This window comes from Micromonospora sp. WMMD882, from assembly GCF_027497255.1.
Taxonomy (GTDB): Bacteria; Actinomycetota; Actinomycetes; order Mycobacteriales; family Micromonosporaceae; genus Micromonospora.
On sequence record NZ_CP114903.1, the window covers coordinates 711,392 to 726,101 of the forward strand.

Annotated in this window: 1 protein-coding gene; it reads left to right on the forward strand. The window is 76.1% G+C overall.

Annotation, left to right across the window (positions count from 1 at the left end; translation table 11 throughout):
- The first annotated feature begins 4 nt into the window (after positions 1-4).
- Positions 5-14,683, forward strand: coding sequence for a type I polyketide synthase (locus O7606_RS02940; protein WP_281597426.1), 14,679 nt, complete (start codon positions 5-7; stop codon positions 14,681-14,683).
- The last annotated feature ends 27 nt before the right edge of the window (positions 14,684-14,710 follow it).

Genomic DNA, 14,710 nt, shown 5'->3' on the forward strand with positions numbered 1-14,710 from the left:
ACGAATGCCGAACGACGAGAAGCTCCTGGAGTACCTGCGGCGCGCCACCGCCGAGCTCGGTCAGGCCCGCCGCCAGTTGCGCGAGGAGGAGGACGCCCGCCACGAGCCCATCGCGATCGTCGCGATGAGCTGCCGGTACCCGGGTGGCGCGAACTCGCCGGAACAGCTCTGGGAGCTGGTGGCCAACGGCGTCGACGCCATCACGGAGTGGCCGACCAACCGGGGCTGGGACACCGACGGCCTGTACGACCCCGACCCCGACCGGCCCGGCACCTCCTACACCCGCAACGGTGGCTTCCTGCACGACGCCGGCGAGTTCGACCCGGGCTTCTTCGGCATCTCGCCGCGCGAGGCGCTGGCCATGGACCCGCAGCAGCGGCTCATCCTGGAGACCGCCTGGGAGACCCTCGAACGCGCGAACATCCTCCCCGCCAGCCTGCGCGACTCCGACACCGGCGTGTTCATCGGGGCCATGATGAGCGGCTACGGCTTCGGCAGCGCCACCGTCCCCGAGGTCGAGGGCCTGCTGCACACCGGCATGGCCAGCAGCGTCATGTCCGGTCGACTGTCCTACCTGCTCGGTCTCGGCGGCCCCGCGATCACCGTCGACACGGCCTGCTCGTCGTCGCTCGTCGCGCTGCACCTGGCGGTCCGGTCGCTGCGGTCCCGGGAGTGCTCCCTGGCGATCACCGGCGGCGCGACGGTGGTCGCCGACCCGGACCCGTACGTGTCGTTCAGCCGGCAGCGCGCGCTCGCGCCGGACGGCCGCTGCAAGGCGTACTCCGACGCCGCCGACGGCACCATCTGGTCCGACGGCGTGGGAATGCTGTTGTTGGAGCGGTTGTCGGATGCTCGGGCGAATGGGCATCCGGTGTTGGCGGTGGTGCGGGGTTCTGCGGTTAATCAGGATGGGGCGTCGAATGGGTTGACGGCGCCGAGTGGGGTGGCGCAGCAGCGGGTGATTCGGGCGGCGTTGGTGGATGCGGGTTTGGGTGTGGGGGATGTGGATGTGGTGGAGGGGCATGGGACGGGGACGCGGTTGGGGGATCCGATTGAGGTGGGGGCGTTGGTGGCGACGTATGGGCGGGGTCGGGTGGGTGGTGTGCCGTTGTGGTTGGGGTCGTTGAAGTCGAATGTGGGTCATTCGTCGGCGGCGGCGGGTGTGGGTGGGGTGGTGAAGATGGTGGGTGCGTTGGGGTGTGGGGTGTTGCCGGGGTCGTTGCATGTGGGGGTGGGGTTGTCGGGGGTGGATTGGGTGTCGGGTGGGGTGGGGTTGTTGGGTGGTTCGCGGGTGTGGGAGCGGGTGGGTCGGGCGCGTCGGGCGGGTGTGTCGGCGTTCGGGGTGAGTGGTACGAACGCGCACGTCATTTTGGAGGAGGCGCCTGAGGTCCCCGCGCCGGAGGTGACCCCCGAGCCGGCCCCGGACCTGCCCGCGCTGCTGCCGTACGTGCTGTCCGGGCGGACCGGCGCCGCCCTCGCCGGCCAGGCCGGCAGACTGCTCGCGCACCTGACCGACCGGCCCGACCTGGCCCCGGCGGCGGTCGCCCGGGGGCTGGCCACCACCCGCACCGCGTTCGAGCACCGCGCCGTCGTGATCGCCGGGGACCGCGACCGGCTGCTCGACGGGCTGCGGGCCCTGGCCGCCGGCGAGGAGGCCGACCACGTCGTGCGCGGCGCCGTCGGACCGCCCGGCCGCACCGTGTTCGTGTTTCCGGGGCAGGGGTCGCAGTGGGTGGGGATGGCGCGGCGGTTGTTGGTGGAGTCGGGGGTGTTCGCGGCGCGGATGGCGGAGTGTGAGGTGGCGTTGTCGGGGTTGGTGGATTGGTCGTTGATCGGGTTGTTGCGGTCGGGTGAGGGGTTGGACCGGGTGGATGTGGTGCAGCCGGTGTTGTTTTCGGTGATGGTGTCGTTGGCGGCGGTGTGGGGTTCGTGGGGTGTGGTGCCGGATGCGGTGGTGGGGCATTCGCAGGGTGAGGTGGCGGCGGCGGTGGTGGGGGGTGGTTTGTCGTTGGTGGATGGGGTGCGGGTGGTGGTGGTGCGGAGTCGGTTGGTGGGGGGTTTGGGTGGTGGGGGTGCGATGGCGTCGGTGGGGTTGTCGGTGGGGGATGTGGTGGGTCGGGGTTGGGGTGGGGTGTCGGTGGCGGCGGTGAATGGTCCGGTGTCGACGGTGGTGGCGGGTGGGGTGGGTGTGGTGGAGGGGTTGGTGGGGGGTTTGGTGGGTGAGGGTGTGCGGGCGCGGGTGTTGCCGGTGGATTACGCCTCGCACAGCCCACAGGTCGAGCCGCTGCGCGACGATCTGCTCGCCCAGCTCGACGGCATCACGCCGCTCGCCTCCGACGTGCCGTTCTACTCCACGGTGACCGGTGGCCGGGTCGACACCCGTACGCTCGACGCCGACTACTGGTACCGCAACCTGCGGCAGACCGTCCGGTTCGCCGAGTCCACCCGCGCCCTGATGGACGAGGGCTACACCACCTTCGTCGAGGTCAGCCCGCACCCGGTGCTCACCGTGGCGGTCACCGAGACCGCCGACGCCGCCGGCCTCGACGTCACCGCCGTCGGCACCCTGCGCCGCGACCAGGACGGCCTGGACACCGTGCTGCGCTCGCTGGCCGAGGCCCAGGTGCGCGGTCTGACGCCCGACTGGACGACGGTCTTCGGCGCCGCCCGGGGCGCGGGCGTCGACCTGCCCACGTACGCGTTCCAGCGCCGGTGGTTCTGGCTCGAACGCCCCACCGGGCCGGTCGGCGCGACGCCGGCCGTGCCCGCCGCCGAGGCGGCGTTCTGGCAGACCGTCGGTGACGGCGACCTGCCCGCGTTCGCCGCCACGCTCGGCATCGACCCGGGCGACCCGGCCGGCGCCGTGCTGCCCGCCCTCGCCGCCTGGCGCGCCGGGCACGAGCGACGGTCCACCGCCGACTCCTGGCGCTACCGGGTCACCTGGCGGCGGCTCACCGACCCGTCCCCGGCGGAGCTGACCGGCGTCTGGCTGCTGGTCACCTCCACCCACGTCGACGCGGACCTGACCGCCGACTGCGCGCGGGCCCTGCGGGCGGGCGGCGCGACGGTCGTCACCCTCGAACTGACCCCCGCCGACGACGACCGCGCCCGGCTCACCGTCCGCCTCGCCGGGACGCTCACCGACCAGCCGGCCGGCGTGCTGTCGCTGGTCGGGGCGGACCCCACCACGCACCGCCGGCACCCCCAACTGACCGACGGCGCCGCCCTGAGCCTGACGCTCGTGCAGGCGCTCGGCGACGCCGGTTGCGCCGCGCCGCTGTGGTGGGCCACCCGCGGGGCGGTCACCACCGGCCCCGCCGACACCCTGACCAGCCCCGCGCAGAGCCTCGTCTGGGGCCTCGGCCGGGTCGTCGCGCTCGAACACCCCGACCGCTGGGGCGGCCTGGTCGACCTGCCCGCCGTCGTCGACGACACCGCCGCCGCCCGGCTGCGGCACGCCCTCACCGGCGCGGACGGCGAGGACCAGACCGCGGTACGCGCGACCGGCCGCTACGGGCGGCGGCTGGTCCGCGCGGCCGTCGGCGACACCGCCGGCGCGCGGAGCTGGCGGCCACGCGGCGCCACCCTGGTCACCGGCGGCACCGGGGGAGTGGGCGGCGCGCTGGCCCGCTGGGCGGCCGGCCGTGGCGCCGAACACCTCGTGCTGGTCAGTCGGCGCGGCGAAGCCCCGGACCTCGCCGCGGAGCTCACCGCCGCCGGCGCCCGGGTGACGGTCGCGGCCTGCGACGTCACCGACCGTGTGGCCCTGGCGGCGCTGGTGGACCGGTTGCGGGCCGACGGCGTCGACATCCGTACCGTCGTCCACGCGGCGGGCAGCGGGGTCCTGGCGCCGGTCGACGACACCGACCCCGACGACTTCGCGCCCACCCTGGACGCGAAGGTCCGCGGCGCGGACAACCTCGACGCCGTGTTCGCCGACGCGGACCTCGACGCGTTCGTGCTGTTCTCGTCGATCTCCGCGGTCTGGGGCAGCGCCGAGCACGGCGCGTACGCCGCCGCCAACGCCTACCTCGACGGTCTCGCCGAGCACCGGCGTTCCCGGGGACTGACGGCCACCTCGATCATCTGGGGCATCTGGGATCCGGCCGAGGGCGGCGGCATGGCCGCGAACCTCGTCGAGGGCCAACTGCGCGAACGCGGCGTGCCGTTCATGTCGCCGGCCGTCGCGCTGACCGGGCTGCAACAGGCGCTCGACCACGACGACACGGTCGTGGTCGTCTCCGCCGTCGACTGGGACCGGTTCGCGCCCGTGTTCACCTCGGTGCGCCCGAGCCCGTTCATCGCCGACCTGCCCGAGGTCCGCCGCGTCCTCGCCGGCACCGACGAGCCCGCCGAGGACGACGACGGCGTCGGGGCCGCCCTGCGCCGACGCCTGCGCGCGGACGCCGACCCGGACCGGCTGCTCACCGACCTCGTCCGGGCCCACGCCGCGGGCGTGCTCGGCCACGACTCGGCCGTCGACGTCGACCCCGACCGGGCGTTCCGTGACCTCGGCTTCGACTCGTTGACCGCGGTCGAGATGCGCAACCGCCTCACCGCCGCCACCGGGCTGCGCCTGCCGGTCACCGTCGTCTTCGACCACCCGTCGGTCACCGCGCTGGCCCGCCACCTCGGCGAGTCGCTGCTCGGCGCGGCTCCCGCCGCCCCGGTCGCGGTCACCGCGACGGTCGCCACCGACGAGGACCCGGTCGTCATCGTCTCGATGGCGTGCCGCTACCCCGGCGGCGTCGACACCCCGGACCGGCTCTGGGACGTCGTCGCCGCCGGCGCGGACGTCATCACCGAGATCCCGGCCGACCGGGGCTGGGATCTCGCCAGCCGCTACGACGCCGACCCCGACCGGCCGGGCGCCACGTACTGCCTGGCCGGTGGCTTCCTGGCCGACGCCGGCGCGTTCGACGCCGGATTCTTCGGCATCTCGCCACGCGAGGCCCTCGCCATGGACCCGCAGCAGCGGCTGCTGCTGGAAACCTCCTGGGAGGCCGTCGAAGCCGCCGGCATCGACGCGGCCGGCCTGCGCGGCAGCCGCACCGGCGTCTTCGCCGGGGCCGCCTACCAGGGCTACGGCAACCACGACGTCGGCGCGGAGGTCGAGGGGCACCTCATCGCCGGGGTCTCCACCAGCGTGCTGTCCGGTCGCGTCGCCTACACCCTCGGTCTGGAGGGCCCGGCGGTCACCGTGGACACGGCCTGCTCGTCGTCGCTCGTCGCGCTGCACCTGGCCGCCAGGTCGCTGCGCGCCGGGGAGTGCGACCTCGCGCTCGCCGCCGGCGTGACCGTCATGGGCAGCCCGCTGTCGCTCACCGGCTTCAGCCGCCAGCGCGGTCTGGCCGCCGACGGGCGCTGCAAGTCGTTCGGCGCGGGCGCGGACGGGTTCGGCATCGCCGAGGGCGCGGGGGTCGTCCTGCTCGAACGGCTCTCCGACGCGCGTCGCCACGGCCACCAGGTGCTCGCCGTGGTGCGTGGCTCGGCCATCAACCAGGACGGCGCGAGCAACGGGCTGACCGCCCCCAACGGGCTCGCCCAGCAACGTGTCATCCGGGCGGCGCTGGCCGGTGCCGGGCTCGGCCCGGCGGACGTCGACGTGGTCGAGGCGCACGGCACCGGCACCCGGCTCGGCGACCCGATCGAGGCGCACGCGCTGCTCGCCACGTACGGCCGGGACCGGCCCGCCGACCGGCCGCTGCTGCTCGGCTCGGTGAAGTCCAACATCGGCCACACCCAGGCCGCGTCCGGCCTCGCCGGGGTGATCAAGATGGTCGGGGCGCTACGGCACGAGTCGCTGCCCCGGACCCTGCACTCCGCCGAGCCGACCCCGGACGTCGACTGGTCCGCCGGCGCGGTCGCCCTGCTGCACGAGGCCCGGCCGTGGCCGGCCGGAGGTGACCGGGCCCGCCGCGCGGCGGTGTCCTCGTTCGGGCTCAGTGGCACCAACGCCCACGTGATCATCGAGGAGCCGCCCGCGCCCGCCCCGGCCAGCGCCGGTCCGGCCGCCGCCGATCCGCTCGCCGCCGATCCGGCCGTTGTCGGCCCGGCCACCGTCGGCCCGGCCACCGTCGGCCCGGCCACCGTCGAGCCGACCACCGCCGGCGGCGCGGCCGGGTCCGACCCCGGGTCGGCTGTCGCCCGGCCGGTGCTGTGGCCGCTGTCGGCCCGCAGCGTCCCGGCGCTGCGCGAACAGGCCCGCCGGCTCGTCGACCTGCTCGACGGCGAAGCCGCCCCGTCCCTGGCCGACGTCGGGTACTCCCTGGCCACCGGCCGCTGCGCGTTCGAGCACCGGGCCGCCGTCGCCGGCGTGGACGCCGACACGGTACGGCGCGCGTTGACCGCCCTGGCCGACGACGCCGCCGACGACCGGCTCGTCCAGGGGGTCGCCGACCGGCCCGGCCGTACGGTCTTCGTCTTTCCCGGGCAGGGTTCGCAGTGGGCCGGTATGGCCCGGGAGCTTCTCGACGAGTCGCCGGTGTTCGCCGGTCGGATGGCTGAGTGTGAGGCGGCGCTCGCGCCGTTCGTGGAGTGGTCGTTGATCGGGTTGTTGCGGTCGGGTGAGGGGTTGGACCGGGTGGATGTGGTGCAGCCGGTGTTGTTTGCGGTGATGGTGTCGTTGGCGGCGGTGTGGTGGTCGTACGGTGTGGCGCCGGACGCGGTGGTGGGGCATTCGCAGGGTGAGATCGCGGCGGCGGTGGTGGCGGGGGCGTTGGGTCTCGACGACGGTGCGCGGATCGTCGCGCTACGCAGCCGGGCCCTGCTGCCGCTGGTCGGCCGGGGCGGCATGCTCTTCGTCGCCGCCCCGCCCGACCGCGCCACCGGCCACCTCGCCCCGTGGGCCGACCGGGTCTCGGTCGCGGCGGTCAACGCCCCGGGATCGGTCACCGTCTCCGGTGACCCCGCGTCCCTGCGGGAGCTCGGCGCGCGCCTCGCCGACGACGGCATCATGTCCTGGGAGCTGCCCGGGGTCACCTTCGCCGGGCACTCACCGCAGGTGGAGGCGCTGCGTGACGAGCTGACCGGGGCGTTCGCCGGCCTCGACCCGCGCCCCTCGGAGGTCGCCTACTACTCCGCGGTCGCCGGTGACCGCGTCGACCCCACGACGCTGTCCGCCGACTACTGGTACCGCAACCTGCGGGAGCCGGTCGCGTTCGCCGCCGCGGTCGACGCGCTGCTGGCCAGCGGGCACACCACCTTCGTCGAGGTCAGCCCCGACCCGGTGCTGTCGGTCTGGCTGCGTGAGGCGCTGGAGCGGGCCGGGACGCCGGGGTGCGTCACCGGCACCCTCGCCGCCGGCGACGGCGGCCTCGACCGGCTGCTCACCGCGCTCGGCGCGGTCCACGCCCACGGCGTACGCGTGGACTGGGCGGCCGTGTACGCGGGCGTCGACACCCGCCGGGTCGCGCTGCCCACCTACCCGTTCCAGCGGACCCGCTACTGGCTCACCCCGCCCACCGTCACCGCCACCCCCCGCCCGGTCGTCGACGACTGGCGCTACCGGGTGACCTGGGCCCCGGTCAGCGCCCCGACGGTCGGGCGGCTCGACGGCACGTGGTGGCTCGTCACCGCACCCGACGCCGAGCCGGACCCCGCTCTCGCCGCCGCGCTGACCCGCCGTGGCGCCACCGTCGTCCCGGTCCGGCTCGCCGCCACCGACCGCGCCGGCATCGCCGCCGTCCTGCGCGCCCAGCCCGACGCCCCCGACCGGATCCTGTCGCTGCTCGCGCACGCTCCCGGCGTCGACCCGGCGGGACCGGCGCTGCCGGCGGGCGTCGCGTCGACCGCCGCGCTCGTGCAGGCGCTCGGCGACACCGGCGTCGCCGCGCCGCTCTGGGCCGCCACCACCGGCGCCGTCTCGGTGGGCCGCGCCGACCCCGTCACCGCCGTCGAGCAGGCCATGGTCTGGGGTCTCGGCGCGGTCGCCGGCATGGAGTACCCGCAACGCTGGGCCGGCCTGGTCGACCTGCCCGCCCAGCTCGACGGTCGCGCCCTCGACCGGCTGGTGAGCGTCCTCGCCGGACTCGACGGCGAGGACCAGGTCGCGGTCCGCGCGTCCGGGATCTTCGCCCGCCGGCTCGTCCGCGCCACCCCGGCCCCCGCCCCGACCGGCCGGCGCGCCTCCGGAACCGCGCTGGTCACCGGCGGCACCGGCGCGCTCGGCGGGCACGTGGCCCGCCGGCTCGCCAGGCAGGGCGTCACGCACCTGCTCCTGCTCAGCCGGCAGGGCCCGGACGCCCCCGGCGCGGCGGCGCTGGTCGCCGAGCTGACCGGCGAGGGGGTCACCGCCAGCGCCGTCGCGTGTGACGTCACCGACCGCGCCGCGCTCGCCGCGGTGCTCGCCGACATCCCGGCCGACCGCCCACTACGGACGGTGGTGCACGCCGCCGGGGTGCTGGACGACGGCGTGCTCGACAGCCTCACCCCGGAACGCGTCGCCGCCGTGCTCGGCCCCAAGGCGCGGGCCGCCCGGCACCTCGACGAGCTGACCCGGGACGCGGAGCTCGACGCGTTCGTGCTGTTCTCCTCGCTCGCCGCGACCTTCCCCGGCAGCGGACAGGCCAGCTACGCCGCCGCGAACGCCTACCTCGACGCGCTCGCCGAACACCGCCGCGACCTCGGCCTGCCGGCCACCTCCGTCGGCTGGGGCCTGTGGGCCGGCGCGAGCGCCGCCACCACCGCCGGTGACCGGCTGGTCCGCGCCGGCCTGCGGCCGATGGACCCGACGCTGGCGCTCGACGCGCTCGACCAGGCGCTCGCCGCCGGCGAGAACCGGCTCGTCGTGTCCGGCTTCGACTGGGCCAGCTTCACCCGCACCACCGGCACCGTGCGCGTCGCCACCGCGCTGCGCGACCTGCCGGACGCCGTGCCGCACCTGCGGACCACCGGCGACGACCGGCCCGACCTCGCCGGACGGCTGGCCGGACTGTCCGCCGCGGACCGCGACGAGGAGCTGCTCACCCTGGTCCGCGCCGAGGTCGCCGCGGTCCTCGGCCACACCGACCCCACGGCGATCGAGCCCGGCCGCATCTTCCGGGACCTCGGGTTCGACTCGCTGACCGCCGTCGACCTGCGCAACCGGCTCGCCGCCGCCACCGGGCTGCGACTGTCGGTCACCCTCGCCTTCGACCATCCCACGGTCACCGCGCTGGTCGGGCACCTGACCGTCCTGCTCGGCCTCACCGACGCCCCCGGGGCCACCCCCGCCGCCCCGGTCGCCAGCGCCACGCCGCAGGCCGACGACCCGATCGCCATCGTCGCGATGAGCTGCCGCTTCCCGGGCGACGTCGACTCGCCCGAGGCGCTGTGGCGGCTCGTCCTCGACGGCGGCGACGCGATCACCGGGTTCCCCACCACCCGGGGCTGGGACCTCGACGAGCTGTACTCCGCCGACCCCGGGCAGCCGGGCACGTCGTACACCCGGGAGGGCGGTTTCCTGCACCACGCCGACGAGTTCGACCCGGCGTTCTTCGGCATCTCCCCACGTGAGGCGCTCGCCATCGACCCCCAGCAGCGGCTGCTGCTGGAGATCACCTGGGAGGCGTTCGAACGCGCCGGCATCGACCCGCTGTCGCTCAAGGGCAGCCGCTCCGGCGTCTTCGTCGGCTCCAGCTACCACGACTACGGCCCCCGGGTACGCAAGCCGTCCGAGGACGTCGAGGGCTACCTGGGCCTCGGCAGCGCCGGCAGCGTCGCGTCCGGTCGCATCTCCTACACCCTCGGTTTGGAGGGGCCGGCGGTCACCGTGGACACCGCCTGCTCCTCGTCGCTCGTCGCGATCCACCTCGCCGCCCAGGCCCTACGCGCCGGCGAGTGCACGCTCGCCGTGGCCGGCGGCGTCGCGGTGATGGCCACCCCCACCTCGTTCGTCGAGTTCAGCCGGCAGCGCGGGCTCGCCGGGAACGGCCGCTGCAAGCCGTTCGCCGCCGCCGCCGACGGCACCGCGTGGGCCGAGGGCGCCGGCGTCGTCGTGCTCGAACGGCTCTCCGACGCCCGCCGCAACGGCCACCCGGTGCTCGCCCTGGTCCGCGGATCGGCCGTCAACCAGGACGGCGCCAGCAACGGGCTCACCGCCCCCAACGGCCCCTCCCAGCAGCGCGTCATCGTCCAGGCGCTGGCCAACGCCGGCCTCGACCCCGACGACGTCGACGCCGTCGAGGCGCACGGCACCGGCACCCGCCTCGGCGACCCCATCGAGGCCCAGGCGCTGCTCGCCACGTACGGCCGGAACCGGCCCGCCGACCGGCCGCTGCTGCTCGGCTCGCTCAAGTCCAACATCGGCCACGCGCAGGCCGCCGCCGGCATCGGCGGCGTCATCAAGATGGTGCAGGCCATGCGGCACGGGGTGCTGCCCGGCACGCTGCACGTCGACGAGCCGACCCCGCTGGTCGACTGGTCCTCCGGCGCGGTGTCGGTGCTGACCGGGAACACCCCGTGGCCCGACAACGGCCACCCGCGCCGCGCCGCCGTGTCCTCGTTCGGGGTCAGCGGCACCAACGCGCACACCGTGCTGGAACACGTCCCGGCCGAGGACCCCACCGAGGGGCCCGCAGACGGCGGGCCCGTGCCGTGGCTGCTCTCCGGCCGCAGCGCCCGGGCCCTGCGCGCCCAGGCCGAGAAGCTGCTCCACTACGCGCAGGACCGGCCACGGCTCAGCCTGACCGGTACGGCCCGGGCGCTCGCCACCGGCCGCAGCGCCTTCGAGCACCGGGGCGCCGTCGTCGCCGACGACCGGGACGCCCTGCTCGCCGGCCTGCGCGCGCTGGCCGACGGCACGCCCGCCCCCGGCGTCGTCCGGGGCGTCGCCGCCGCCGGCCGGACCGCGTTCCTCTTCGCCGGCCAGGGCAGCCAACGCGCCGGTATGGGCGCCGAGCTGTACCACGCCCAACCGGCCTTCGCCGACGCGTTCGACCAGGTGTGCGCGGAGTTCGACGCGGTGCTCGACCGGCCGCTGCGCGACGTGGTGTTCGCCGCGGCCGGCGCCCCCGGGGCCGCCCTGCTCGACGCCACCGCCTACGCCCAGCCGGCGCTGTTCGCCATCGAGGTCGCGCTGGCCCGGCTGCTGGCCGGCTGGGGCGTGGTCCCGGCGCTGCTGCTGGGCCACTCGGTAGGCGAGCTCGCCGCCGCGCACGTCGCCGGCGTCCTCACCCTGCCGGACGCCGTCCGGCTGGTCGCCGCCCGGGGCCGGCTCATGCAGGCGCTGCCCACCGACGGCGCGATGGTCGCGCTCACCGCGTCCGAGGAGGAGGCCCGGGTGCTGCTGGCCGGGCACGAGGAACGGGCCGCCGTCGCCGCGGTCAACGGCCCCGCCGCCACCGTCGTCTCCGGCGACGAGGACGTCCTGCTCGCCGTCGCCGCCCGCTGGCAGGCGGGCGGCGGCAGGGCCCGCCGGCTGCCGGTCAGCCACGCGTTCCACTCGCCGCGCATGGACGACATGCTCGACGACTTCCGCCGGGTCGCGGCCACCGTCGACTACCAGCCGCCGCGCATCCCCCTGGTGTCCAACGTGACCGGCACGGTGGCCACCGCCGACCAGCTGCGCAGCCCCGAGTACTGGGTCACCCACGTCCGCGCGGCGGTGCGCTTCCACGACGGCGTGCGCCGGCTGGCCGACGAGGGCGTCACCCGCTTCGTCGAGATCGGCCCCGACCAGTCGCTGAGCACGCTGGGCCGCGACTGCCTCGCCGCGCGCGGCGTCGACCCCGACGCGTTCGTCCCGCTGCTGCGCAGGGACCGCCCGGAGACCGTGTCGGTGCCGACCGGCCTCGCCCAACTGCACGCCCGGGGCGGCCAGGTCGCCTGGCGCGACTACTTCGCCGGGGTCACCGCCCGGCACGTCCCGCTGCCGACGTACGCGTTCCAGCGGGACCGGTACTGGCTGGAGGGCGACGCCGCCACCGGGGACGTCACCTCGGCCGGGTTGCGGGGCGCCGACCATCCGCTGCTCGGCGCGGCGGTCGAGCTCGCCGACTCCGCCGGCCACCTGTTCACCGCCCGCCTCTCCACCCGTACCCATCCCTGGCTGGCCGACCACGGCGTGCTCGGCGTGACGCTGTTCCCGGCGACCGCGTTCCTGGAGTTGGCCGTCCGGGCCGGCGACCAGGTCGGCTGCGACCGGGTCGAGGAGCTGCTGCTCGAAGCGCCACTGACCATCAACGGATCGGAGGCGGTGCTGTTGCAGGTCACCGTCGGCGCGCCCGGCGACGACGGCGGCCGCGCCCTGACCGTCCACTCCCGCCCCGGGCACGCGCCGGCCGGGCAGCCGTGGACCCGGCACGCCAGCGGCGTGCTCACCGTCGCCGTGCCGGCCCCGGCCCCGCAGCGGCTGGCCGACTGGCCGCCGGCCGGCGCGGAGCCGATCGACGTCGACGGACTCTACGAGCGGCTCGCCCAGGGCGGCTTCGCGTACGGCCCGGCGTTCCAGGGCCTGCGCGCGGCGTGGCGGCTCGGCGACGAGGTGTACGCCGAGGCGAGCCTGCCGCAGGGGCAGCAGCCCGACGCCGCCCGCTACGGTCTGCACCCCGCCCTGCTGGACAGCGCGCTGCACGCGGTGACCTTCGGCGTGCTGCGCGGATCCACCGACAGTTGGCTGCCGTTCTCGTGGAACGGCGTCACGCTGCGCGCGGCCGGCAGCCCGGCTCTGCGGATCCGGCTGCGACCGGCCGGCCCGGAGGCGGTGCAGGTGCTGGCCGCCGACGCCACCGGGGAGCCGGTCGTCCAGATCGACTCCCTGGCCCTGCGGGCGGTCTCCGCCGACCAGGTCCGCGCCACCCGGCCGGTCGGTCGCCACGACGACCTGTACCACCTGGAATGGCAGCCCCTGCCGGCCCGGCCGACGCCCACCGACGGCGAGTGGGTGACGCTCGGCGACGACCCGACCGGTTGGGCGGCGGCGGGCGTCACCCGGGCCGTCGCGGACCTGGCCGGGCTGACCACCGGCGGACGGCTGCCCGCAGTGGTCGTCGCCCCCGTCCCGGTCCTCCCCGGCGACCGGACGGAAGCCGCGCACGCCACGGCCGAGCACGTGCTCACCCTGCTGCGCGACTGGCTGGCCGAGGACCGCCTCCGGGCCGTCACCCTGTTGGTCGTCACCCGGGGCGGGGTCGCGGTGACGCCCGACGCGGACGTGCCGAGCCTGGCCCACGCCGCGGTGTGGGGGCTGGTCCGCACCGCCCAGACGGAGAACCCCGGCCAGTTCCTGCTGGTCGACCTGGACGACACGCCGGCCTCGACGGCCGCCCTGCGCGCCGCGGTCGGCTCGGGCGAGCCGCAGCTGGCGGTACGCGACGGCGTCGCCCACCAGGCCCGGCTCACCCCGGTGCCGCGCGCCGACGCCGAGACCACCCCGGCGTGGGGTGGCGACGGCACCGTCCTGATCACCGGCGGCACCGGCGCGATCGGCAGGCACGTCGCCCGGCACCTGGTCACCGCGCACGGCGTACGTCACCTGGTGCTCACCGGCCGGCGCGGCCCGCGGGCCGACGGCGTCGCCGAGCTGCGCGCCGAGCTGGCCGCGCTCGGCGCGGACGTCCGGATCGTGGCCTGCGACGCCGCCGACCGCGACCAGCTCACCGCGCTGCTGGCCGGGCTGCCCGCCGCCCACCCGCTCACCGGCGTGGTGCACGCCGCGGGCGTCCTCGCCGACGGGATGCTCGACGCGACGACCCCGCGGCGACTGCACGACGTGCTGCGGCCCAAGGTGGACGCCGCCCTGCTGCTCGACGAGCTCACCCGCGACCGGGAGCTGACCGCGTTCGTGCTGTTCTCGTCGATCGCCGGGATCTTCGGGGGCATCGGGCAGGGCAACTACGCCGCCGCGAACGCGCTGCTCGACGCGCTCGCCCACCGTCGCCGCGCGGCGGGCCTGCCGGCCACCTCGCTGGCCTGGGGCCTGTGGGCCACCGAGGGCGGCATGAGCGGCAACCTCGACGCCGCCGACCTGCGGCGCATCGCCCGTGGTGGCATCCTCGCGTTCCCCCCGGCCGACGGCGTCACGCTGTTCGACACCGCGGTCGCCGTGGACGAGCCGGTCGTGCTGCCGTTGCGTCTGGACCTGGCGGCGATGGCGGTCAGCGGGTACCCGAGCCTGCTGCGTGGCCTGGTCCGCCCGCCGGCACGCCGCGCGGTGGGACCGGCCGCCGGCCCCGACGCCGTCGAGGCGCTCACCCAGCGGCTCGCCGGGCAGAACGCCGACCAGCGCGAACGCACCCTGGTCGAGCTCGTCCGGCAGCACGCCGCGACAGTGCTCGGCTTCGCCGACCCCGGCGCCGTCGAGGCGGACCGTGGGCTGCTCGACATCGGCTTCGACTCGCTCACCGCGGTCGAGCTGCGCAACCGGCTCGGCGTCGCGACCGGTCTGCGGCTGCCCGCGACGCTGCTGTTCGACCATCCGACGTCGACGGCGATCGCCCGGCACCTCGCCGAGGAGCTCGCCCCCGCCGGGGCCACGTCGGGCGTGGCCGGTCTCGCCGAGCTGGCGCTGCTGGAGAGCAGGCTCGACGGCACGGCGACCGACCCGGAGGTCGTCGACCGGTTGCAGATCCTGCTCACCAGGCTGCGCGCCGACGCCACCGGCGGAGCCCTGCTCGGGGAGCGGATGGACCAGGCGACCGACGACGAGCTCTTCGACTTCATCGACAACGAGCTCGGCATGTCGGGACCGTCCGCCGCCCCGTGACCGTCCGCCGCCCCGGTCCGCGACCCG